This is a genomic window from Sphingobacterium phlebotomi, from assembly GCF_008180195.1.
Classification (GTDB): Bacteria; Bacteroidota; Bacteroidia; order Sphingobacteriales; family Sphingobacteriaceae; genus Sphingobacterium; species Sphingobacterium phlebotomi.
Genome location: NZ_VTAV01000007.1, coordinates 21382 through 44298, shown reverse-complemented (window position 1 = coordinate 44298; position 22917 = coordinate 21382). Strand labels below are relative to the sequence as shown.

Sequence of the window (22917 nt, the reverse complement as noted above, 5' to 3'; positions counted from 1 at the left end):
TTACTAAACAACAAAATGAAACAAACTTATGTCCGCTAGAAAAAACGGATCGAAATATCTTGCTTATAACATAGGATTGTTCACTTGGTAATAAACAACTGTATAAACATACAAACAAATTATCATTTTCCCAAAAAATGTCTTATTTTTTTAACATAAAAAGCAAAAACAGCGACTATCGTTAATGAAAACAAAATGATTTAGTAAACCAATAGCGAATCATATGCTCCATGGCGGAGCGCATCATCATTCAATAATGATACAATTTAAAATTTGTATGAACCAAATTATTACGCTAATTTTATCAAAAATGAATAATTAAGATATTGAAATTTACTGAATTTAATTTCTCTCCCACACTAGAGGAGGGACTTGATAGCATGGGGTTTGAAGAAGCTACACCCATCCAAGAAAAAACAATCCCGATTATTTTGGACGGGAAAGACATCATCGCTTGTGCACAAACAGGTACAGGCAAAACAGCTTCTTATCTCTTACCCATATTGAACAGAATTGCTGAGAATCCTCGAGAACAAATTAGTAGCCTTATCCTCGTTCCTACCCGAGAGCTTGCCGCACAAATCGACCAACAAATAATGGGGTTTGGGTATTTTACCGGAGCTACCTCTATATGTGTATATGGTGGCGGAGACGGAATGGGTTACGAGCAACAAAGAAGAGCTATCCAAGAGGGTGTAAACATTATTGTTGCAACTCCAGGCAGACTTATCGCCCACATGGGGTCTGGAAAGGTAGATTTTAGCCACTTGGAACACTTGGTGTTAGATGAAGCAGACCGCATGCTGGATATGGGATTTCATGATGATATCATGCGTATTATTAGTGCATTACCGAAGAAGAGACAAAGTCTATTATTTTCTGCGACAATGCCTCCAAAAATCCGAACGTTAGCAAAGAAAATCCTCCATCAGCCATCCGAAATCAATGTAGCTATTTCCAAACCCTCCGAGGGAATCGATCAACAAGCATATTTAGTGTATGATGAGCATAAAATGGAGCTGATCAAACAGATACTAGATAACCCGGCTTATGAGAGCATCATTATTTTTGCTTCTAAAAAAGATATCGTAAAAAGGCTAACGAAAGAACTGATAAAAAAAGGAATTGTTGCAGAAGGTTTTCATTCGGATCTGGAACAGGCGCAACGTGAAGATATCATGCAACGATTTAAGGCAAGAAGAATAAGGGTGTTGGTGGGTACAGACGTTATTTCTCGGGGTATTGATATCGTTGGGATTAGCTTGGTTGTGAATTACGACGTACCTCCCGATCCGGAAGATTACGTACACCGAATCGGGCGTACAGCAAGAGCGGCGACCACGGGTACCGCTATCACATTCATCAACGAAAAAGATCAAAACCGGTTTGCCCGTATCGAACGATTAATTGAAAAGGAAATACCGAAAATGCCATTACCTTCCGGTTTTGCAGAAGGCCCTTCGTACGAACCACGTAAAGGAACAAAAAAGAAAAATACCAATCGGAAAAAACCATTTCGGAAATTCCCAAAACGCAAAACAGAATAATATAGGGGGAGTATCTAAAAAGCCTCAAATATTGGCTTTTTAGATACGTTTTACCTTCTACGCTTAAAAACCAAATAGTCCAAACTGAATTTGCCCGGCCCCAATGTTAAAATGGACAGATAACCGATAAAAAAAGCGGTGGCTAGTTCATATTGTCCAAATAATTCCCAATTGTGTATAGAGAGCACAACTAACATCGTGATCAATAAAGGGATGGTCGCCAAGCGGGTGAACAAGCCCATGATTACAAATATGGAACAGAAAAACTCCGCGAATATCGCCAAGCTCAACGATACGGTGCCACCAAGTCCTAACAGATCCATAAATCCATCTTTCCGTTCGTTAAATTCAACCAGCTTCGCATAGCCGTGGTGGGGGATCATCAAAACACCGAAGCCAATCCGCAAGATAAACGCCGCCAAATTACTAGATGTCGTCCCTTTCTGGACAGTCAAAAAAAATCGCTTCATTTATAAAAAGGATTAATGTGGCATTACACTAACGCAAATGCGCACGTAGCATCCATGCCGTTTTTTCATGTGCTTCCATGATGCCAACCAAAAAATCTTCTGTTCCGGCATCTTTGTGTTTCTCCCCCACAGTCTCCAACTGCTCTCGAATATGTATTATAATAGCTTCATAATCCGACAACAGTTCTTTGATGAAACCTTGGCTATCGTTTTTTTGATATCTCATTTCCGTCAATTGCGTTAATTTCAGGAATTCTTTCATCGTACCCACGGCGTAATGGCCAATCGAACGGACACGTTCTGCTATGTCATCGATGGTTTCCGCCAATTCGCCATATAAACCTTCGAAAAACAAATGTTGTGCATGGAAATCAGGTCCTTCCACATTCCAATGTGCATTCCGGATTTTGACATACAACACATGTTCATCAGCCAATAGTTTATTTAAAATAGTGGCAACAGCTTGCGTGTCCTTTTCTTTAATACCTATGTCAGACGAGCTTGCTAAAGCTCTTTCAAGAACAGTTGTTTCTTCCATATCCGTTTTCATATTACAAAAATTTAAAGTAAAAATTATGTGTTATTGAAATTAACACAATTTACGAGTTTTTGTTGATAACTTTCCTATTTTTGTCGTACAAAGTTTATCGTCCGCATGGTTGCCAACAATCCCCTCTTTTTTCATCTCTTTCGATCAGATATCGCCGCACTACCTAAACCCAAATCATTTACTTTTCCATTTTGTTATGATCCCGATGAACTAAGTAAAATAGCTGTTGCCGAATTGCAGGAATATCTCGAAGAGCAACAAGACTTCGTCCACAACTTTGGTTTACAGCAAATGGAGGGTTCTGCTATCGGCAAGATGTTCGGCATCCTGGTGGTGGAAAGAGAAAATGGTCAATTAGGCTATCTGGCAGCCTGTTCTGGAAAACTTGCTGGCACAAATCAACATACTTATTTTGTCCCTCCCATTTTTGATATGCTGACAAAAGAAAGTTTTTTCTTGCAGGAAGAAGAACAAATCAACGCACTAAATCGGCAAATTGAAAACCTGGAAGATTCAGCTTATCTCCCTATGCTCCTTCAGCAGCTTAAAGTAATGCAACAACAGGCTGACGAAGAGCTAAAGACTTATCGCCTCCACATGAAAGTCGAAAAAGCAAAGCGAAAAAAAATAAGAGAAGAATACAAGATCACTTCATCAGAGACGGACTATCAGTTGTTGGAAACAGATCTTATCAAACAAAGCTATCGCGACCAACACGAATATGCAGTTCTTAAAACCAAATGGAAAGGTCAGCTCCAATCCGTCGAGGCATTGATTCGCAATAGACAGCAAGAGATCGAAGACTTAAAGAGCCTTCGCAAAATAAAATCCGCTAAGCTCCAACAACGCCTATTCGAGCAATATCAATTTTTGAATGCCCGAGGAGAAACAAAAAGCGTGTTAGCCATCTTTGCAGAAAGCAAACAGCCCATACCACCGGCAGGTGCAGGCGAATGCGCAGCTCCAAAATTACTCCAATATGCATACCAGCATCAACTGAAGCCCGTTTGTATGGCGGAATTTTGGTGGGGAGTTTCACCCGCATCCGAGGTTCGGAAGCACAAAAACTTCTATCCCGCCTGTAAAAGCAAATGCGAACCTATATTATCACACATGCTACAGGGGCTACACGTGGACCCCAACCCCATGCGCACAAATCCTGCACTTGGGCGTACCTTCGATATCATTTATGAAGACCATGATATTATCGTCATTAATAAGCCTTCGGAGTTTCTTTCCGTTCCCGGCATCCATATAACCGATTCTGTCTATACCAGAATATTAGCACAATACCCAGAGGTTTCCGGACCAGTTATTATTCATCGATTAGACATGTCTACTTCCGGTATTTTAGTATTGGCCAAACATAAAGAAGCACATCAGTTTATTCAAAAACAATTCATACAACATACTGTTACAAAACGATATACAGCTATACTGGATGGGGTATTGACAAAACAAACCGGACTTATCGATTTGCCCCTTCGTGTCGATTTAGATGACCGCCCCCGGCAAGTGGTATGTTATGAGTATGGCAAACCTGCAAAAACTAAATTCAACGTGCTTGCGCATGAAAATGGCCACACACGTATCCACTTTTTTCCATTGACTGGACGTACGCACCAGCTTCGCGTACATGCCGCACATCATCAAGGACTCCATACACCCATACTGGGCGATGATTTATACGGACAACGAGCCGATAGACTACACCTTCATGCGGGTTACATCCAATTTGTTCATCCTAAAACCCGACACCTTATAAGCTTTACCGTAGAAGATCCTTTTTGATTAAAAATTAAACGATACACCTCTATTTTATCAAGAAAACGTCACATTCTCTTCGCGATAGATTTCTCCCTTCAAAAACAGTTAAAGTATTATTACTTTTGTTCGACTTCCTCAAAAACTGACTCACTTAGTATAAAAGTCAAATAAAAGGATTTATAAAGAGGTACACTATGTCAAGTTATCGCACAACATTAACTAGCAACAAGCTATTCGCATACGGATTAAGACTAGGAATGCTTATGGTATTCTTCTTCTTTTCCATTTTATCATTTGGACAATCCCTCCATTTGAAAGGGAAAGTAATGGACGTCACCAATAAAGAACCTATTGGTTACGCCACTGTTGCAGCTGTAGGATCCACCACGGCGGCATCCACAGATGATGATGGAAATTTTATATTAAAAGTTAACCCTAATTTCTCGAAAATCCGCATTTCCTTCGTAGGCTACGAATCTCAGGATGTGAGCATCAGTAGTGAAACCTATCAGGAATTAACGATTTATTTAGTTCCAGAGGAACATACGATTGAAACAGTTGCGGTTACAGCTCCAAGACGAGCTAAATATTCTAACAAAAACAATCCAGCTGTCGAATTGATCCGTAAGGTTATTGCTCATAAAGATGAAAACCGGATTGCATCTTATGAATATGCCGAGTATCGTCAGTATGAGAAAGTTTCCTTAGGACTAAGCAATTTATCTGAAAAATTCAAAAACAGAAAAGTTTTCAAAAATTACCAATTTCTGTTTGAAAAAGAAGATGTAGAAACGGGGAGCAGCACGAGAGGCTATACACTCCCTGCTTTTATAGAAGAAAGATTGTCACAAGTGTATACGCGTAAAAAGCCAAATACGACGAAACAACTTATTCTAGCAGAACAACGTGCGCAATTCGATCCGAAATTTGTGGACAACGACGGGCTAAGTGCATACTTTAATAAACTCTACCAAGATATTGACATCTATGAAAGCAATATCGAATTGGTTACAAATCAGTTTTTAAGCCCGATTGCCGGTTCGTCTCCAACATTTTATAGATTTTACATTACCGATACTATCAAAACAGAAACCCCTTATTTGGTAGAATTAAGCTTCTTTCCACGTAATAAAGCGGATCTACTTTTTCAAGGAAAATTATATATTACCCTAGATGGGAAGTACGCCGTCAAACGTGCTGATCTTAGTGTGTCAGACGACATCAATCTTAATTTTGTCCGCGATCTAGATGTCAAACTAGACTTTGAACAGGATAGCAATAACCGCTATTACTTAAGAACAAGTTCATTAGGTTTAGATTTCTCGTTAACAGACAAGGGTACAGGCATTAAGGGTAATCGCACCGTGACTTTCGATGACTTCAAAACAGGCATTGCCCAACCCGATAGCATTTATGCGGGCCCTTCTGTCGTAAAAGTTGTTCAAGAGAGCGACACGACGTCAGACGAAACATATTGGGCCACTCATCGTCCGATTGCATTGAAGCCTAATGAGCAAAATATATATCGCAACATCGACACCTTGCAGCTCATCCCCTCCTTTCAACGCTTTATGGATATAAGCGCTTTAATTCTCTCTGGCTATAAACAAGCTGGACCCATTGAGATCGGCCCCGTCAATACCTTTTATAGTTTTAACCCCGTAGAAGGATTTAGGTTGCGTTTAGGTGGACGAACCACGGATAGATTAAGTAAGCGGTTTTATGCTGAGGCTTATACCGCTTATGGGTTTAAGGATGAAAAATGGAAATATTTCTTGAGTGGGACGTATGCCCTCAATAATAAGTCGGTATATACATTTCCACAACATTACCTACGAGCGTCCATTATGCGAGACACTAAAATTCCAGGCCAAAATCTAGATTTTGTTCAAGAAGACAATTTTTTGTTATCGTTTAAACGAGGCGAAAACGAGCGTTATCTCTACAACGATATTTACCGCGTGGAATACAAGCGCGAATTTGAAAGCAATTTCTCCTACGTCATCGGCTTATCCAAATGGCGACAACAGCCTGCTGGTATATTAACCTATCAGATGTTGGACGACTACGGCAACAATACTGTGTTTAATGAGCTGAATACAACCGAACTTTCGGTAGGTTTGCGCTACGCACCTCACGAGGAATTTTATCAAGGTAAATTGTACCGCACGCCAATATTTAATAAATACCCCATCTTTTACCTTAATTACGTTGCCGGTCTTAAAGATGTTTTAGGAGGAGAATACAATTATCACAATTTCACTTTGGGTGCAGATAAACGCTTTTATTTTTCACAATTAGGCTATGCCGACGTCAACGTAGAAGGGAATTACATCCTCGGAGACCATATCCCTTTTCCCTTTTTGAATATCCATCGGGCGAACCAAACATATGCCTATCAATTGCGGTCTTATAACCTTATGAATTTCCTTGAATTTGTAAGCGATCATTCTGTTTCCGCAAACATACAATATTACATGAATGGATTTCTATTGAACAAAATTCCGTTGATAAAAAAACTAAAATGGCGCGAGGTGTTCAGCGTGAAAGCTATTTATGGTGGTTTACGTGACGAAAACAATCCCGCTTATACCAACAACGTATTCGATTTTCAAAAGAATGAAGATCAGGAACCGATTACATACGGATTTGACAATAAACCGTATGTTGAAGCTAGTGTAGGCTTGACCAATATCTTTAAATTTATTCGGGTAGATTACGTAAAAAGGCTAAATTATCTCGATCAGCCCGATGTACCAAAGCATGGAATACGGGTCAGAGTAAAATTTGATTTTTAAATGGTATACGTTTTGTTTTAAAAAAGTTCTATTTTTAAAACAAAAATCTGCCATGTATCCAGATAAACTTCGTCTCGTTTACCAATATCCGTCCATGTCATATGCTGACATTGAACGAATTATAGATCAGCATGAGAAAGTCTTTTTCAAGAAGGGTGATCTGTTATTACACGAGGGACAAATTAGTGATTGCTATTATATACTGGAGGAAGGTATTGCTCGTTCTTTCGTCCATGATTACGAAGGTAATGATATCAGTACCAACTTCTTTTGCCCTGATGAAGTCGTTATCGAAGTAGCTTCCATATTCCACCATATCCCTACACAAGAGAATATTGTATGCATAACGGATTGCACACTTTGGAAAATAAAACTCGAACAATTCCAGGGCTTGTTTGAAACTATTCCGGCACTAGCAGAATGGGGACGTGCCTGGATGGCCTATCAATTGCTTATTACAAAAAAAAGGGCGATAGACATCATCAGTTTGTCAGCAATAGACCGTTATAAACAACTACTGGCGGATAAACCGTTTATCTTTCAACAAGCACCATTAAAACATATCGCCACCTTTTTAGGTATCACCGATACATCTCTTAGTCGCATTCGAAAAGAATTAGTGGGAAAATAGTATTTTTCGAAAACTTGTCCTACGACAAGTAACTTCAACGACTACTATTTTATTTTTGATTAGTTGAAGAGACCAAAGCACCATTTGTTATGGAAATTAGATTTAAAGGAGGTGTGAATATTGCGATGAAGATTCCGCCAGAAAAATACGATGAAACAGTGGCATTTTATAGAGACATCCTATTATTTGATGTGGAGGAAGTATCTATAACGCACCCTACCGTATTGGCTACACACCGATTGGAGTTCGGACAAAACATCTTGTGGCTGGACTGTGTAGAAGGAATAACGGATTCAAAAATATGGTTGGAGATGTGTACCGGTGACGTGGAAAGTGCTACCAATTATCTGCGTGTAAATGATGTTACTATATGCAATGAGGTGGCGGAAATAGATTCATCTATGCGTTGGATAAAAGACCCTACAGGTAATACATTGTTGGTAAGAAATAAATAATTAGTTTATGGCAGCAATAACGAACATTGACCAATACATTGCCCAATTTGAAGGCAAAAAACAAGCTTTGCTACAGGAAGTAAGAGCCACGATTGCCCGTACGGCACCCGAAGCCACCGAAACTATTGGTTATCAGATGCCTACTTTTCGCTACAAGGGCAACTTGATTCATTTTGCTTTATATAAACACCATCTCGGTCTTTATCCAGGCTCGGAAGCTATTGATCATTTTAAGGAAGAGCTGACCGCATATAAAACCTCCAAAGGAGCTATTCAAATCCCTTTAGATCAAAAAATACCGCATGCGCTCCTTGAAAAACTCGTCCGATTCAATATAGAACGACTACAGCACAAGTCTGTGCCGGATTGGAAGCGCCATCATGCCCAATGGGAAGATGCTATCGAAAAAGTCCAACAGGTCTTACACGAATTACCTCTTGATCGGGAATTTAAGTGGGGCAGTGATGTATATACATATCAAGGTAAAAATGTGGTATCGTATGGCGGATTCAAAAACCATTTCGCTATATGGTTTTATAATGGGGTCTTTTTGGAGGATAGGGACAATGTACTCATTACGGCATCGGAAGGCAAAACCAAGGCTTTAAGACAGTGGCGGTTTCAATCAGCAGATGAAATCGATCCTATTAAAATAAAAAGCTATCTACAAGAAGCCATTCAGACCGTGATCGACGGAAAAGAAATAAAACCAGAAAAAAGCGCACGAAAACAACCATCCGGTCTGCTTAAAGAAACGTTATCCAACGATACTTCTCTTCAAAAGGCTTTCGAAAAATTGTCTCCCGGCAAACAAAAAGAGTACATAGAATATATAAACAGCGCCAAACAAGAGAAAACCAAGATAGCACGTATCGAAAAAATCAAACCACTCATCAAGGAAGGGAAAGGATTACATGATAAGTATAAACGACAGTAATCGACAGCGGTTTTAAAGATAAAACAATCAAGATTTTCGAGAAAAAAGTAAGGGCCGAACTGTGACATTCGGCCCTACATCTACCTATGAAAAACATGCCCTTTGGGAGGGCTAATACAAAAGTAGATTTTAAATTAACAACGCCACAGCATTTTAAGCAGTTTCTCCGTAAATGTCGAAGTATGGCTACACGTTTATTTTTATGAACACATCAAATCTTATTCACATTTCATCCATTTTTCACAAAATTTTATTTAATTCGTAGACTTCAAAAGATATACAATGAGCTTAAATAAGTTAGAAGAATATATAGAGACCGGGAATCACCATGACTTGGAGATATTGCTGCGGACACAACCGGAATTATTAAGAGAGCAGACAAGCCATGATATATCTCCCCTACTGCTCGCCTGTTATTACCATAAAGACCAAGTAATCAAGACAATACTAAACTACTTAACTGCTATTACGATCCACGAATCCTGTGCTATTGGTTTAGCAGAGCAGATAGAGGCCATGCTTAAACAGAAGCCCGAAGTGATCGATGAAGTCTCCACACATGGCTTTACCCCATTGGGCATTGCAACACATTTCGGACAAGAAAAAGTTGTCCAAACGCTCTTGGCAAAAGGTGCAGACCCAAATATATGCTCAGATAATGGGTACTATGTATATCCATTGCATACCGCACTTACCGGAGGGCACGACCAAATTAGTAAAATGTTAATTGAAGCCGGCGCAAACGTCAACGTAGCCCAACATGCCCGTATTACCCCCTTACACATTGCTGCACAACAAGGCAATATTGATATGATCATTATCCTATTGGAAAACGGAGCAGATGTTTCTGTAAAAACAGAGATAGGCATGACCGCCGCTGATCTCGCTCTAGAAAAAGGGCATAAGGAGCTCGCCGAGATATTGCGGGTAGCTTAGCTTTTAAATAAGGAAAGCCCAATATTGCACTGCAGACATTTCTTTTGATCGCAATAATCCTGTTTTAACTGCAACAATCCTTGTGAATCGGCGGCAGATGCCGCTGAGAACGTTAATTCATTGAATTTTCGCGTAATTTTGTTTTGCTCTGATTTTAATTGTCCTAACCACGCCAACGCTCTCGCTTGCAATTCATCTATACCCATACATTTACCGTAAGAAAATAGGATCGGTATAAAAGCATTAATGGTAATATGCTCTATAAAAGGCTGCGATAGTCTGGTGGTATGTACAGGTGCTGTTTTCCCCAGCACAAAATGGGTTTTCCAAAAAGAAGTCAATGATGCATTTGTCGATACATGATCCAAATCCGCCATGTCCTTACAGCGTATAACCTCCTCAAAAAGATAAGGAGCTTGACCATACAGTGCCAGTAGCTGCGCCAAACGAAATGTTGGGAAATTATATGGCCGCATTCGCATAAACTTCCATTCGAATACTTTCAGCTCTTTTAAACCGTGGATAGTTTTCAAATAGCGGTATTCATCAGCCAATTTCTTCGTATAACCTTCTTTCGGTACATCCGCCAAAAAACCAGCTTGACCGAATACCATCGCTTCTACTTTGAAAGCGTCAGCCCGATACTTTCTTATAAGAGATAAATCAATCAATTTGCCTAATTGCGAGAATGGCTGGGCATTGACTTTCATTCCAAAACTGCGGCAAAGCAGCAAAAACAACACCTTTTCCCAGTCATCCAATGTTTCGATCAATAGCTCTTGTATTTGTGTGTGTCGTTGCTCCAATCGGACTACAGTCATACGCTCCATCGCTTGAGTCTTACGTAAAGGATCTACCCTAGGTAAATGTTTTTCACAGGGAATCCAGTGAAGGTTTTGCATAATACCGCGATAATGCTCAAGCACCCGGCTATTGACAAGAGGAGCTAGCTCCAGACATGGAATAGTTGTACCATCTTCCCGAAATACAGGAACTGGATTTTGGTAAACAACGTGGAGCACTACACTATTGTAAGCCGCATCAGTATGATGTCCATGTGTAAACCAATCGGCACCATTCACGTGGATTTCTACATGCCCTCTCCATTCCCTACTATCAATGGAAATCTGACTGAATAGAAAATCCGGACCGGCATCTTCGTTACATTGTCCAACTTGAAAAATCTTGATTTGTTCATCATCTGTGCTATAAAGTTCTAATTGGTTAAAAAGCCTAAATTGCCAGACGAAGTGTAATAATTCTTCTGCAATCATACGCTAAAGATACAAAATGATAATGTAATTCCCATTTGAAATCCAAAAAAATACAATCATTATTTTTGGGTGTATTTTTCTTTTTGTTATCTTTAAAGTAGATTATAAACTTCAAATGGCTATGCACACAAAAACGGAATACCTTATTTGGGATAAAATTGTCAACAGTGCCAAGAAAAGAATTGATTTAAATAGTTATGGTGAAAAGGCGACCAAAATCAGCCCAGAAATTTTGGACAAGTTAATATTACATATCATTGCCGCTTTTGCATCAGGAGAAGAACACAGCACTATTTCAACCAATCTACACAATGAATTGCATCATATTGGAATCGATGTCAACGAAGACGTAATCGACAAGATAGTTTCGGATAAACACGTCGTATTCAGTGCCGAGATATATGCGGCCTATCTTACATTTTCGATGTTAGAAGACGGTCATACCGAACAAGAAGTATTAGGCTGTGTAACTGATCTCCTGGATACACCCAAAGTGCATTAAACTTTTCTATTAAAATAAATTCTCAATTCATCGTCGCCTACTTTTTGCGTAGCGTCTATCATTGCTGTTAGTTTTGGTGCAGGTTTACCCTGTCCCCAACGATGTAGGGAAACAAAGACACGAGCCTCATCCCATATTCCTGCGTTGAGGAACGATTGTAGTGTTTTTGCCCCGCCCTCTATAATCAAGGACTGTACATCCATGAGATAAAGCTGATACAATAGCTGTTGTGGAAGATAGAGATCGAAATGTTCTAATGCAATTAATTTCCTGTCTTTTTGCCAGTCCGTTTGTTGCTCATTGAAGACAATAGTTTCGGCCTCTTCGTTAAAAATTGCTGCGTCTGCTGGTACTTTCAATTCTTTGTCAATCAGTATACGTTTTGGATTTTTTCCGCTCCATAAGCGTGTCGTTAGCGTAGGGTTATCAATAAGAGCAGTGGAGGTGCCTACCAATATTGCGTCCTCCTCTCCTCTCCACTTATGCACAAGCTGCTTGCTTGCTTTATTACTTATCCATTGCTGCGTAGCATCTTCCGGCGAGAAAAAACCATCGTCGGTTTGTGCCCATTTCAAAATAACATAGGGACGTTGCTGCTGAATGCGTGTAAAAAATCGTCTATTAATAAACATACAAGCCTCCTCTAATACACCTACGGTAGTATCTATACCTGCTTCCTGCAGCTTTTTTAGTCCTTGTCCATTGACTCTTGCAAAAGGATCAAGACAACCGATAACCACCCGCTCGAATTGCAATTCCACCAACATATCGGCACAAGGTGGTGTTTTCCCAAAATGGGAACAAGGTTCCAGACTGACATACATCGTGGATGTGTGAAAGCGAGTTTTTGCTTCAGCCTCACCCAATTTTTGATAGGCGTCCTGTACCGCATTCACTTCCGCATGAGGCCCACCGTAAGGTGATGTATAACCCTCTCCGATGATAAGTCCGTCATGCAAAATAACAGCGCCCACCATTGGATTTGGGCTCACCGTACCTGCTCCTAGAATCGCCAAATCCAGGCAACGTTGCATATATCTCTCGTCTTGTACCATATTACAAACTTAGTATTTACCAAAGAATATCAAAAGTGTAATCAGCTTTTGTAAGTTTGTAGTTTATTTTTAATAGATGAAACATTTCAAAGATGTAGCCTATACCTATCAAGATACGTTATCAACGCTGTATCCACCATCGGAAACTAAACAGCTTTTTTTGATGGCGTATGCTTTTGTAACGGGGAAAAACAGCACCCATTATATGTTAAACAGCACAAACGAAATTACGGAAACATCATTACAACAATTTTTGAGTATACTAGAGGAACTACGAACAGGACGCCCCATACAACATATCTTAGGGAAAGCGGATTTCTACGGTCTACACCTTTCGGTCAATGAACATACCTTAATCCCCCGTCCGGAAACCGAGGAACTAGTCGAATGGATTGTTAGGGAACATCAACATCGTGAACAGCTTTCCATACTCGACATTGGAACAGGATCGGGTTGTATCGCGTTAGCACTTAAAAAACATCTACCTCCGGCCCAGGTAGATGCAATCGATCTACAAGGCGCGGCTATAGAAGTTGCTCGTAAAAATGCAGCGAATCTAAATCTTTCCGTAAACTTTATCCAAGCGGATATTCTGGAATGGGACAGCTTTATGCAGAAAAACCAACAATATGACGTTATCGTCAGCAACCCGCCATATATTACGCCTAACGAACAAAAAGACATGCACAGCAACGTTTTACTTTTTGAACCGTACAATGCACTTTTTGTCGAAGCGCAGGCACCTCTCCTTTTCTATGATGTTATCGCTGAAATGGGAAAAAAACATTTATCACTCCAAGGGAGCCTCTATTTTGAAATTAACCAATATTTAGGCAGTGAAACATCTGAGCTGTTGCGCAAGAAAGGGTATAAACAGGTGGCTTTACGGCAAGACCTCAACGGGGTAGACCGTATGATCAAGGCCAGCCTGTAGATTATTTATATTTTTTCAAACTGAAAAACAGCATTTTAAAGCGTTGAATCAAAAATTAGCGTAAAGGTATTTGGCATAAATGGACATTTTTTCTACCTTTGCAACACTTCAAACAAAAAGAAGTTAGATTCCGTAGCTCAGCTGGTAGAGCAATACACTTTTAATGTATGGGTCCTGGGTTCGAATCCCAGCGGGATCACCTCTTGGGACAAGTCTAAAAAAGAAAGACTTGTCCCATTTTTTTTACCTTGTAACTTGTTGTTATTCTGATAGATAAGAGCAATCGCAGAATTTAGCCTCGGAGTTCGATGTTGTGTTCCGTCAAATTCCAAAAATTCGGGGAACATCGAACTCACTATAAGCCTTTTTTCCTCAATATCGCCGTTTTCATAGCGTCTATCAATGTTTGCAACCTTTTTTAAGGTAGAAGCTACTAAATCTTTAATCTCACTGCCTACCACTGCCAAATCATTTAATTGTCTCTCCAATTTCTCGATTTTGCCTTTGGTCAATTTCTTTACTTCTTGAAAATCATCGTCCGCCATTTCTCCATCGGCATTCTTTAAAAGTGCGTTTTGATAGCGTTTGTTCAACGCATCAATCTCACCTATGATATTTGCCCGTTCCGTGTTTTGGGCTTTGGTTTTGTTATTGAAGTCTTTTATAAAGGCTTCGATAAAAACATCGACCATGCCCTCTTTTGGTGATAGATGCCGTAACTGTTTTAAGAAAACCTCATTGGCGGTTTCGGCTTTGAAACGTACTCCGCAGGAGGAAGTGCAATGATAATAGTAATAGTAATTGCCCATCTTGCCCTTTGAGGCACTTCCTGTGAGCATCCTATTACAATTAGGGTTAGGGCATTTAATAAACCCTCTAAGCGGTAGATTGTCCATAGCCACGATTTTAGGCTTTACAACCCTCTTTCTCCCATCGAGAATATCCTGTACATCCGCAAAGGTCTTTTCGCTGATTAATGGCTCATGCTGTCCTTTGACAAAATATCCCTTTTCCTCTTTGTAGGGAGGAATGAATATTTTTCCACAGTACAAGGGGTTTCGGACGGCTACCCAAAAGTTATTTTTGCTGAACCGACCTTTTCCATCGGCTTTCTCCCGAACCATTTTCCATATCTGTTCCGTATTGAAGTTATTGGAAACGATTTGCTCAAACGCCCATTTTAAAAGCGGTGCTTCAAAATCATGGGGTGCAATGAATTTCTTTTTGTCCTCACTAATCTTATTGACATATCCTAATGGAGCAGTACCCATATACCGCCCCTCTTTTTTCGCCCTGCGCATCCCGTGAAAGACATTTAATGCACGTCTGTCGTTCTCAACTTCCGGCGATGCGAGATAGAACGCAAGCATGATTTTGTTTTCGGGAATGGTAAGGTCTAAAGGTTGTTCTATTGCCATAGGCTCAACACCGTATGTCCGTAACTGGTTAATCATTTGATAGGCATCCCCTGCGTTTCTACTGAACCTATCCCATTTAGTGAATAGGACTATTGACCCCGATTTGTTGTTCTTTGTCTTGCGTAGGTTGGATAAATAATTCTGCCACTCTGGACGTTTGAAAGATTTCGCTGAGTGGTCTTCTATGTACACATCCCTTATCTGAATGCCTTTTATCTCACAATATTTTCTTAATCGGTCTTCTTGGTCACGTTGCGAATATCCCTTGTCCGCTTGCTCGTCTGTCGATACACGTATGTATAAATCTGCCTTTCTCATCACAACAGCTTTCCTTGTTCATTGGATTAAAGTTTTCCTCTTAGATACTGGTTAACTGCAATGTGTGCTATCTTTTTGACAAACTCCAAAATGGCTTTTGCTTCCTCTAAATCGACCTTTGTTCCTTTCTTTTTCAAGATTTGTACAACTCTTTCGGGAGTTAAATCGCTCGTTTTTTCTTTCTCCATCTTCAACACATTTTTGCCTGTAAACCGCGCGGATTAATCCGCACAGACAAACTTATTGCGTTGATGAAGTGGATGTTGGGTTGTGTCTTTTGGCTGAATTACTTGGCACAGTCTGCCTGTTTAGAACCATTTCCCAAATGCTATCCTCATTACTTCCACGGATGCTTTTATCCCAAAAAGCCAGTATGCCTATTGTTCACGTTTCATGGAGCAAAGGTATGTCCGTGTTCTTAACGTAGGCAAAAGGTCAAGACAGGTTTGGAAAAAAATCTCCAGCCCGTTGGGTGTATTTTTTCCCAAAACCTTGTGCCTACTAAACACTCACCTTTTATGCTCCCGAAACGAAACATAGCATACTCCGGCTCTTTACACGAATAAAAAAAATGTCAGGCATGAGGAAAATAAGCATTGGAAATGGTATTGAAACAAAACAACAGCACCTCCTCTCATTGCCGAATAAATCAAAAAAATCAGTTCAAAACAGTAAAGAAATGACACATCAAATCAATACATCGGAAGCAAGGGTATATGTCGGCACATACGCAAAATATAATGACGGTTCAATCTTCGGGAAGTGGCTAACGCTATCCGACTACGCGGACAAGGAAGAATTTTATACCGCTTGCAGGGAGCTGCACGATAACGAGGAAGACCCCGAATTTATGTTCCAAGATTACGAAAATATCCCAAATAGCTTAATCGGCGAATGTTGGATAAGTGACAACGTATTTGAGGTTTTGGAGGCTTTGGAGGATATGGACGAAACCCGAAAAGAGGCATTCCTAATATGGTGCGACAATGGACACCGTAAGCTATCCGAGGAAGATATAAACGACCTTATAAGCGGCTTTGACGATGATTATATAGGCGAATACAAGGACGAGGAAGATTTTGCCTATGAACAGATAGAGCAAATGGACCTGCCCGAATTTGCAAAAAGGTATTTCGATTATGAGGCTTTTGCCCGTGACCTGTTTAGCGGTGATTATTGGAGCGAGGACGGTCATGTATTCTACAATTCGTAGCCCACAGGCGACCGCCTGCAAAGGTGGTCGCCTATCAACAATCAAAACATGATACGGGCATGATACGGAAAAAAGCAGTACCGCTAAGCGGTGAAAAGGGTGCAGTACAACTGTCATAAAATTGAAGAAGATTAACACTAAAAAAGTATAAGAACATGAAAGCATTGGACGAAATGAACAACGTAGAAAAAGGGTATTTACTTGCTAAACTATTCCCCAAAAACCTTAAAGACCTGACCCTCTTTGTACAGCAGGAGACGGAGCGCTTCAGAGCGCAGGAAGAATATATACGCAGTATTTGGGCTGATGGAACGCTTGTAACCGCCGATTTTTGGTTTGCCTTAGTCAGCAATACCGAACAGGTTTTGAAGCGGCACAACGTTATGTTACACCGCAGTACGCGGGTGTTTTCCGACCAGTTATTTGATGGCTACAATGCCATTTTTTTAACAAACTGCCTTATTGAATATGCAGACAGGGAGGAATGCAGTCCAAAGCTGAAAGAAGCGATACACTTGCTTTTCGGGCATGATAAAATGATTGTGACCAGTTGAATTTTTACGGGAGCGGTACGCCGTTCCCATTATTTTGCCCGAAAAATCGGACGGGCAAAAAAGACAGATCCTCCCCAGGTCGGAATAGTCTTTTTTGCGGGAAGCGGAACAACCCCTTTTGCTAAATGCTTCCGCTGCGCCTTTCCTTATCTTCATTTTGCAAATAGGCTTTACATTTTAGTGAACACAAAGAAACAAATGCATTGATGATAGCTTATTAGCAATATATGTCAAAAATCTGATGCCTGTGCAAAAAAACGACTAAATTTGTTGTTCAGATAAAAAAATATATCAATTCATTCAAAATACGCATGGCATATTTCGAACGAATTGTGTTCAAGCAGAAAGAAATGAAATACATCGATAAAATATATGGAGAGCATGAATTTTCAGGTGTAATTGAAGAAATCATACAGACAAACATCTTTCAGAGATTAAAGAAAATCCATCAAGGAGGTTCTATCTTTTTGGTTAACCCACAGATAAATCATACAAGATTTGAGCATTCAATCGGGGTAATGCTCATCATAAAAAAACTGGGGGGAAGTATTGAAGAACAAATTGCTGGTTTACTTCATGACATTTCGCATACCGCATTTTCTCACTTGATTGATTATGTCCTCGACGTCGAGGGAGAAGACTATCATGAACGCAGATATGTCGACGTTTTAAAAGATAATGAATTAAACGCTGTATTTGAGAAGTATCAGCTTAATGGAACAGTATTTATAGATATAGAAAAATTCAAGCTTTTAGAATACCCGCTACCTTATTTGTCAGCTGATAGGATAGATTATACACTTCGGGATATGTTCCAGATTGGGCAAGTCTCACTTAAAGAGATTTCTTGGTTTATAAATGGTCTTGACAGTCTTGACAATAGAATTGTTCTAAAGTCCAAAGCCTACGGGGAATGGTTTCAAGAAAAGTACAACTTCCTGACAACCGAATATTTTGAAGGTGAGGAAAATATCGAAATCAATGTAATCATGAAGAAGATAATAAAATATTGTTTAGGAAATGGAGTAATTCAAGAAAAGGATTTTTTCGAGGACGACTTTTCTCTTATTGATAAAATAAATCAGAAATACAATTTAATGCAATGGATTGATAAAATAAGAGGTGGCGAGCTGGAAAACAACAAGTTAACGACTAAAAAACGAATAGTAGATCCTGAAATTATTGTAAATGATCAAATCTTGCCATTATCAGAAGTGAATTAAAGCCAGTTATACAACAGCATTTGATAAAAATCATTACCATTGTTCCTCATCCTGCGGAACACGTTTCAAAGCTGAACCCGTTAATGAGGCTTTTATAAAACAGCTACGGTATCTTTCCCCAAAGGAGGGGATGGTTGACGTTTTTATCGAAGCCTTTATAAAAGACTTCAACAACCAAAACAAAATTCAAAATACCCAACGTGCTAATATCATAGACGAAATTAATACGCTGAACAAACGCTATCAAAATGCACTTTTAAAGAATGCCGATGGAGAAATGGCAGATGACGATTTTCAAGAAGTAAAAAAATTGACCAAAGGAAAGATTGAGGATTTGGAAACGAAATTGAATGACTTGGCAGGGGTTGGAACAGAGATAAAAGATTTGGTAGCTTCTGCCTTAAAAAAGGTCGCAAACATTGATAGACGCTATGAAAACGGCAATATTGAGGAAAAACGTGCTATAATTGGTTCGATGTTCCCCGATTTTTTGGAATTTGACGGCACACAACATCGAACCGCTCGGTTAAATTCCGCCATCGCTCTTATCTATCAGAATAACAATAAGTTACAAGGCAAAAAAAATGGGACAAATCTGTTGTTTTCAGATTTGTCCCAATCAGTGAACCCACTGGTACAGAACTCGAACTCTTTTTTGGAAGATTTAAGACGATTGAACCAGTTGAAAGATAGCCCCTATCAGCATGATTTGAATGTAGAAAAGAATAATCAACCTAAACCTAAACATCCCAAAACCCTACAAAAGTAGGGCAAATAAAAATGAAGTTTTAATATATTCCGGCATATCTCCATAGAAAAATCTTACAGGAGTTCGTACCGTATCATGAAAGGAACTCATTGCTATGAGCAATATTTGTGTTTAGATAGTGATAGTGTACAATTTAATCGGTTTAATACCATAGGTTTTGAGATCTTGCATTTTTTCTGTCCTGCGTGCGGCACCATAAACATTGTAACCGTTTTGTGCCAAATAAATTGCGGTTGCTTTGCCAATCACTGCCGCAGTTCCCGTTACTAAAACTGTCTTTGCCATTATTTTATTTTTTTAATTATTGATAGTACAAAGGTAGCTTGGGCTTGCAATGTGTGTTTTGTTGAAAAGTCCAAGTTTGTGTGCTGAAAAGGTCAAACGTTTGGGGTGGTGCGTTTGGTTCGTTTGTCTTTCTAATTTTTTTTCTGTGTGGTTAGTTGTTTTTTATTTTCCTTTCTTGGATTATGTTTGAGAAACGGGAAAGCCCTAATGTTCCAATTGTTTATATTTCATAACTGTGTTCTTTGGTCTTAAATGATATTTATTGTCATAAATAAGGCTATCTTGAAATAGATTTTTCAAGATAGCCTTTTGTTATGAAGCACTTGTAGTGAGATTTTCAAAAGTCATATTGGTTAACCATTCTGCCATTTCAGGATCTCGATGGTCAAAAAAGACGCTTTTATTTGTATCTAAACTACTGATTGCTGTCATATCATCTGCATCCAACTCAAAATCCCAAACGTTGTTATTCTCGATTAATCTTTCTTTTCGGACTGATTTTGGAATAACAGCAATTTCACGCTGAATAAGCCATCTCAAAATAACTTGTGCGGCAGACTTATTGTATTTTTTGCCTATGGACGAAAGCAATCCGTTGCCGAAAATATCATTTTTACCTTCTGCAAATGAAGCCCACGACTGCGTCAGTATATTCTTTTCCTTGAGTAATTGGCGTTCGGCTTCTCTTTGATAAAAAGGATTTACCTCGATTTGGTTTACAGCGGGAACAATTTCGTTATGTGCAACCAAATCAATGATCCTGTCAGGGAAAAAGTTACTGACACCGATGGCTCTTATTTTACCTTCTTTGTATAAGTCTTCCATAGCACGCCACGAACCATAATAATCGCCAAATGCCTGATGAATCAGATATAAATCCAAATACTCCAATTGCAGTTTCTGAAGTGAATCTTCAAAGGCTTTCTTGGTTTTTTCGTAACCTGTACCAGACACCCAAAGTTTGGTGGTGATAAACAGTTCTTCTCTTGGCACGCCACTTTTTTTGATGGCATTACCCACCGCTGGTTCGTTCAGATAGAAAGCTGCCGTGTCTATAAGGCGATAACCCGATTCAATGGCTTCTACAACCGTTCTTTCGCATACCTCAAGGTCGTTTACCTGAAATACACCTAAACCTAACAATGGCATTTCAACACCATTATTTAATTTGATTTTCTTCATTTTTCTATTTTTATTATTGAACTATTAAATATTAATTAAACCAATCGTTTTAAAATGACTTAAAAAAATATATACGTCAGATTTTATTTGTTAATCGAAATATCTTTCACAAGCCAGCGGGTGCCCATCGGATTTGATGCAAAGACATCTTCCAGTAATTGATTAAGCTTTTTTGAATATTCCTGCTCCAAATGAGCCTTGTGATTATCGGCATCCTGCCAACTTTCAATCAACACAAATTTATTGGGTTCACTGGCATATCGATACAGATTAAACTCTAAATTACCCGTTGCGTTTCTTGATGGAAATGTAACTTCCTGCATCGCGTTGATAAAACTTTGTCGCTTGTCGGGTTTGACATCAAACAGGACGATTACATTGTGTGTTAATTCGGGATTTTGAGGGATTACAGCTTCTTGTGCAGGGATTTCATTCACTTCTTTCAATTCAATGGAGTTCGCTTCTCCCGCCAAAGATTGTTGAATTGCACTAATTGCATTTTTGAAATAGTCCTGTTCTTTGTGAAAATTATGGGCCTGTTTGTTTTCAAAACGTTCAAACCAAAATGCCTCATATTTACCGTCTGCTGACTGATACAGACTAAAAGCTAAATTTCCTGATTCTTGTCTTGAATGGCTTACATTATTTTGAACTGCCTGAACAAAATCGTTCCATTTCTCTTGCTTAATTTCACCAAAGAAACCCAATTCCTGAAAGGTTTCAGAAATTTCTTGTCCTGTTCTATTATCGGTTTTATCCATTTTATTTGATTCTGCCTGATTGCAACTATTTATTATGAATAAACTAATTATTCCTAATGTGAAATTAGGAATCCACCTGTTTCTAATTTGTTTTCTTCTTCTTTTCATATTGTCTATTATTATTTTAAACTGTTCGTTTTAATATAGGGCAAAAAAATTATTTGATGATAGATTGAAATAATATTTCGGCTGATTGTTTGGTTAATTTGTTGTCAGAAAATAATATCTGATTGTAATAAATCGAAGCCAATCCCGAAACAATAAAATGTGCCAATGCCCGGGTTGATTTATCGGTTTTCAGGCTTCCATTTTCTTTCGCTTTATTCAACAAGGTTTCTATTTGCTCTACTGCGGATAGTGTTTCTTTTTTTAGAATTTCACCCACTTCTTTATCTGCAAGACCAAGTTCATAAATCGAATTGGTAAAAAGACAGTTGGTTTCGGTAATGGCAGATTCAAAAACAGAATTGATAATATTTTTCACTGCCTCCAACGGATTGCTTCCTTTTTTTACTGCTTCATTGTATTGCTTGCTCTTGTTTTGGATGTATTGATTTAATGCTTTTATAAACAATTCGTGTTTGTTGCCGTAGGTAAGATACATACTGCTCCTGTTGATTTTCATCGCGTTTTCCAAATCATTCATTGACGTGGCATTATATCCGTTTTTCCAGAAAATATCCTTGGCTACGGTCAGCTTTTCTTCGTAATTGAATTCTTTTTGTCGCGGCATAATGGTGCAAAGATAATGAATTAAACTGAATGGTTTAAAATAAAATTGTTTTTTTGAACAAACGGCTTTGCTTCATAAACGAGGCTTTAAATTCGAATTTTTCATTTCCTAACCAAATACTGAACCAAACAAAAACACCAAAAATTACAGGTGACAGGATATTTAAGATTGGGTCGTCGTGGATTACGTGAGTAGCGACTGCACCTCCTAGATAAGCCGTAAGAAATAATGCTCCAACAAATGTTGTTTTAGGAATTAAATATAAAATGTTAGCAAAGAGTAGAGCGATTCCCAAATAAGGTATTGAAGTTTTTGGATAGCCCATTTCAACAATACTACTAACAGTCCTTTCCGATAGTAAAAGATAGTTGAGTGCTCCCGTCAAGAACATTACAAACAATATGCTTTTTATGATATAGGAAGTCCATAAAAGGCCTTTTGATATTTTTTTACCTTTATTCATTATGCTTTTTTTGCTAAAATTAAATCTCTGAATAACGAAAATTGATCAGTGTAAATTCCTAAAAGCACCCACGAAAATGTCCTGTAGTGGCATTCTAATTTGAAAGGGAATCAACTATTTTTTTGGGGTTCTTATTCTAAAC

General features: G+C 38.9%; 23 protein-coding genes, 1 tRNA gene and 1 pseudogene. 14 read left to right on the top strand and 11 right to left on the bottom strand.

Annotated features, from left to right (window positions below; all coding sequences use genetic code 11):
- The first annotated feature begins 326 nt into the window (after positions 1-326).
- The gene (locus tag FXV77_RS11650) at positions 327-1547 is read left to right on the top strand and encodes a DEAD/DEAH box helicase (protein WP_148919399.1); all 1221 of its coding nucleotides are present in this window, start codon (positions 327-329) and stop codon (positions 1545-1547) included.
- 50 nt (positions 1548-1597) lie between these two features.
- Here FXV77_RS11650 and FXV77_RS11645 read toward each other — a convergent pair whose 3' ends face one another.
- Complete coding sequence (locus tag FXV77_RS11645) at positions 1598-2017, bottom strand: DoxX family protein (RefSeq protein ID WP_148919398.1); 420 nt, start codon at positions 2015-2017, stop codon at positions 1598-1600.
- Between the two features lie 28 nt (positions 2018-2045).
- On the bottom strand, positions 2046-2567 hold the full coding sequence (locus FXV77_RS11640; protein WP_246162444.1) for a Dps family protein: 522 nt from the start codon (positions 2565-2567) through the stop codon (positions 2046-2048).
- A gap of 105 nt (positions 2568-2672) precedes the next feature.
- Here FXV77_RS11640 and FXV77_RS11635 point away from each other — a divergent pair, with 105 nt between their 5' ends.
- The 6 genes from FXV77_RS11635 to FXV77_RS11605 all read left to right on the top strand — a co-directional run bounded on the left by FXV77_RS11635 (position 2673) and on the right by FXV77_RS11605 (position 10091).
- The gene (locus FXV77_RS11635) at positions 2673-4358 is read left to right on the top strand and encodes an RluA family pseudouridine synthase (RefSeq protein WP_148919397.1); all 1686 of its coding nucleotides are present in this window, start codon (positions 2673-2675) and stop codon (positions 4356-4358) included.
- A 170-nt stretch (positions 4359-4528) separates the two neighbouring features.
- Complete coding sequence (locus FXV77_RS11630; protein ID WP_246162443.1) at positions 4529-7132, top strand: DUF5686 and carboxypeptidase-like regulatory domain-containing protein; 2604 nt, start codon at positions 4529-4531, stop codon at positions 7130-7132.
- A 52-nt stretch (positions 7133-7184) separates the two neighbouring features.
- Entirely contained in the window at positions 7185-7763 is a 579-nt protein-coding gene (locus FXV77_RS11625) for a Crp/Fnr family transcriptional regulator (RefSeq protein WP_148919396.1), read from the top strand.
- An 89-nt stretch (positions 7764-7852) separates the two neighbouring features.
- Entirely contained in the window at positions 7853-8218 is a 366-nt protein-coding gene (locus tag FXV77_RS11620; protein ID WP_148919395.1) for a VOC family protein, read from the top strand.
- A 7-nt stretch (positions 8219-8225) separates the two neighbouring features.
- The gene (locus tag FXV77_RS22345; RefSeq protein WP_222867777.1) at positions 8226-9155 is read left to right on the top strand and encodes a DUF1801 domain-containing protein; all 930 of its coding nucleotides are present in this window, start codon (positions 8226-8228) and stop codon (positions 9153-9155) included.
- Between the two features lie 282 nt (positions 9156-9437).
- On the top strand, positions 9438-10091 hold the full coding sequence (locus FXV77_RS11605; protein WP_148919394.1) for an ankyrin repeat domain-containing protein: 654 nt from the start codon (positions 9438-9440) through the stop codon (positions 10089-10091).
- Here the strand turns inward: FXV77_RS11605 and FXV77_RS11600 are convergent.
- Positions 10088-11365, bottom strand: coding sequence for a DUF2851 family protein (locus tag FXV77_RS11600; protein WP_148919393.1), 1278 nt, complete (start codon positions 11363-11365; stop codon positions 10088-10090). The two genes, FXV77_RS11605 and FXV77_RS11600, sit on opposite strands and share 4 nt — an antisense overlap.
- Positions 11366-11486: 121 nt before the next feature.
- Between FXV77_RS11600 and FXV77_RS11595 the strand changes: the two genes are divergently transcribed.
- On the top strand, positions 11487-11867 hold the full coding sequence (locus FXV77_RS11595) for a hypothetical protein (RefSeq protein ID WP_148919392.1): 381 nt from the start codon (positions 11487-11489) through the stop codon (positions 11865-11867).
- Here FXV77_RS11595 and ribD read toward each other — a convergent pair.
- Positions 11864-12922, bottom strand: coding sequence for a bifunctional diaminohydroxyphosphoribosylaminopyrimidine deaminase/5-amino-6-(5-phosphoribosylamino)uracil reductase RibD (gene ribD, locus FXV77_RS11590; RefSeq protein ID WP_148919391.1), 1059 nt, complete (start codon positions 12920-12922; stop codon positions 11864-11866). The two genes, FXV77_RS11595 and ribD, sit on opposite strands and share 4 nt — an antisense overlap.
- A 76-nt stretch (positions 12923-12998) precedes the next feature.
- On the opposite strand from ribD, the gene prmC reads away from it, so the two are divergent.
- Positions 12999-13856, top strand: coding sequence for a peptide chain release factor N(5)-glutamine methyltransferase (gene prmC, locus FXV77_RS11585; RefSeq protein ID WP_148919390.1), 858 nt, complete (start codon positions 12999-13001; stop codon positions 13854-13856).
- Between the two features lie 126 nt (positions 13857-13982).
- Positions 13983-14055, top strand: a tRNA-Lys gene (locus FXV77_RS11580).
- A gap of 739 nt (positions 14056-14794) precedes the next feature.
- Here FXV77_RS11580 and FXV77_RS22445 read toward each other — a convergent pair.
- Together FXV77_RS22445 and FXV77_RS22130 are read right to left on the bottom strand one after the other, a co-directional pair.
- Positions 14795-15592, bottom strand: a pseudogene (locus FXV77_RS22445) (recombinase family protein); the annotation flags it as partial.
- Positions 15593-15618: 26 nt separating this feature from the next.
- Complete coding sequence (locus FXV77_RS22130; RefSeq protein ID WP_187444103.1) at positions 15619-15780, bottom strand: hypothetical protein; 162 nt, start codon at positions 15778-15780, stop codon at positions 15619-15621.
- A gap of 392 nt (positions 15781-16172) precedes the next feature.
- Here FXV77_RS22130 and FXV77_RS11570 point away from each other — a divergent pair, with 392 nt between their 5' ends.
- The 4 genes from FXV77_RS11570 to FXV77_RS11555 all read left to right on the top strand — a co-directional run bounded on the left by FXV77_RS11570 (position 16173) and on the right by FXV77_RS11555 (position 19351).
- Positions 16173-16805 carry an antirestriction protein ArdA gene (locus FXV77_RS11570; protein WP_246162441.1) on the top strand — a complete coding sequence of 211 codons (633 nt, stop codon included), beginning with the start codon at positions 16173-16175 and terminating at the stop codon, positions 16803-16805.
- A gap of 155 nt (positions 16806-16960) precedes the next feature.
- A complete protein-coding gene (locus FXV77_RS11565) occupies positions 16961-17359 on the top strand; it encodes a hypothetical protein (protein ID WP_148919389.1) in 399 nt (132 codons plus the stop codon).
- Between the two features lie 350 nt (positions 17360-17709).
- Positions 17710-18582, top strand: a complete 873-nt coding sequence (locus FXV77_RS11560) for an HD domain-containing protein (RefSeq protein ID WP_148919516.1) — start codon at positions 17710-17712, stop codon at positions 18580-18582.
- A 130-nt stretch (positions 18583-18712) separates the two neighbouring features.
- Entirely contained in the window at positions 18713-19351 is a 639-nt protein-coding gene (locus FXV77_RS11555; RefSeq protein WP_222867776.1) for a zinc dependent phospholipase C family protein, read from the top strand.
- A 111-nt stretch (positions 19352-19462) separates the two neighbouring features.
- Here the strand turns inward: FXV77_RS11555 and FXV77_RS11550 are convergent, their stop codons facing one another.
- From FXV77_RS11550 to FXV77_RS11530, 5 genes are all read right to left on the bottom strand, one after another.
- A complete protein-coding gene (locus tag FXV77_RS11550; RefSeq protein ID WP_246162440.1) occupies positions 19463-19636 on the bottom strand; it encodes an SDR family NAD(P)-dependent oxidoreductase in 174 nt (57 codons plus the stop codon).
- A gap of 312 nt (positions 19637-19948) precedes the next feature.
- Positions 19949-20818 (bottom strand): aldo/keto reductase, encoded by an 870-nt coding sequence (locus FXV77_RS11545; protein WP_148919388.1) that lies wholly within the window; start codon positions 20816-20818, stop codon positions 19949-19951.
- A gap of 83 nt (positions 20819-20901) precedes the next feature.
- On the bottom strand, positions 20902-21687 hold the full coding sequence (locus FXV77_RS11540) for a putative quinol monooxygenase (RefSeq protein ID WP_148919387.1): 786 nt from the start codon (positions 21685-21687) through the stop codon (positions 20902-20904).
- Positions 21688-21736: 49 nt separating this feature from the next.
- Positions 21737-22312 carry a TetR/AcrR family transcriptional regulator gene (locus FXV77_RS11535; RefSeq protein ID WP_148919386.1) on the bottom strand — a complete coding sequence of 192 codons (576 nt, stop codon included), beginning with the start codon at positions 22310-22312 and terminating at the stop codon, positions 21737-21739.
- A 34-nt stretch (positions 22313-22346) separates the two neighbouring features.
- On the bottom strand, positions 22347-22775 hold the full coding sequence (locus FXV77_RS11530) for a DoxX family protein (RefSeq protein WP_148919385.1): 429 nt from the start codon (positions 22773-22775) through the stop codon (positions 22347-22349).
- Between the last annotated feature and the right edge of the window lie 142 nt (positions 22776-22917).

Coding starts and splice junctions, on each gene's coding strand:
- FXV77_RS11545 (WP_148919388.1), bottom strand. CDS start 20,818: ATGAAGAAAATCAAATTAAATAATGGTGTTGAAATGCCATTGTTAGGT.
- FXV77_RS11555 (WP_222867776.1), top strand. CDS start 18,713: ATGGTTGACGTTTTTATCGAAGCCTTTATAAAAGACTTCAACAACCAA.
- FXV77_RS11595 (WP_148919392.1), top strand. CDS start 11,487: ATGCACACAAAAACGGAATACCTTATTTGGGATAAAATTGTCAACAGT.
- FXV77_RS11620 (WP_148919395.1), top strand. CDS start 7,853: ATGGAAATTAGATTTAAAGGAGGTGTGAATATTGCGATGAAGATTCCG.
- FXV77_RS11550 (WP_246162440.1), bottom strand. CDS start 19,636: ATGGCAAAGACAGTTTTAGTAACGGGAACTGCGGCAGTGATTGGCAAA.
- FXV77_RS22345 (WP_222867777.1), top strand. CDS start 8,226: ATGGCAGCAATAACGAACATTGACCAATACATTGCCCAATTTGAAGGC.
- FXV77_RS11600 (WP_148919393.1), bottom strand. CDS start 11,365: ATGATTGCAGAAGAATTATTACACTTCGTCTGGCAATTTAGGCTTTTT.
- FXV77_RS11625 (WP_148919396.1), top strand. CDS start 7,185: ATGTATCCAGATAAACTTCGTCTCGTTTACCAATATCCGTCCATGTCA.
- ribD (WP_148919391.1), bottom strand. CDS start 12,922: ATGGTACAAGACGAGAGATATATGCAACGTTGCCTGGATTTGGCGATT.
- prmC (WP_148919390.1), top strand. CDS start 12,999: ATGAAACATTTCAAAGATGTAGCCTATACCTATCAAGATACGTTATCA.
- FXV77_RS22130 (WP_187444103.1), bottom strand. CDS start 15,780: ATGGAGAAAGAAAAAACGAGCGATTTAACTCCCGAAAGAGTTGTACAA.
- FXV77_RS11605 (WP_148919394.1), top strand. CDS start 9,438: ATGAGCTTAAATAAGTTAGAAGAATATATAGAGACCGGGAATCACCAT.
- FXV77_RS11635 (WP_148919397.1), top strand. CDS start 2,673: ATGGTTGCCAACAATCCCCTCTTTTTTCATCTCTTTCGATCAGATATC.
- FXV77_RS11640 (WP_246162444.1), bottom strand. CDS start 2,567: ATGAAAACGGATATGGAAGAAACAACTGTTCTTGAAAGAGCTTTAGCA.
- FXV77_RS11535 (WP_148919386.1), bottom strand. CDS start 22,312: ATGCCGCGACAAAAAGAATTCAATTACGAAGAAAAGCTGACCGTAGCC.
- FXV77_RS11540 (WP_148919387.1), bottom strand. CDS start 21,687: ATGAAAAGAAGAAGAAAACAAATTAGAAACAGGTGGATTCCTAATTTC.
- FXV77_RS11560 (WP_148919516.1), top strand. CDS start 17,710: ATGAAATACATCGATAAAATATATGGAGAGCATGAATTTTCAGGTGTA.
- FXV77_RS11570 (WP_246162441.1), top strand. CDS start 16,173: ATGAGGAAAATAAGCATTGGAAATGGTATTGAAACAAAACAACAGCAC.
- FXV77_RS11565 (WP_148919389.1), top strand. CDS start 16,961: ATGAAAGCATTGGACGAAATGAACAACGTAGAAAAAGGGTATTTACTT.
- FXV77_RS11530 (WP_148919385.1), bottom strand. CDS start 22,775: ATGAATAAAGGTAAAAAAATATCAAAAGGCCTTTTATGGACTTCCTAT.
- FXV77_RS11645 (WP_148919398.1), bottom strand. CDS start 2,017: ATGAAGCGATTTTTTTTGACTGTCCAGAAAGGGACGACATCTAGTAAT.
- FXV77_RS11630 (WP_246162443.1), top strand. CDS start 4,529: ATGTCAAGTTATCGCACAACATTAACTAGCAACAAGCTATTCGCATAC.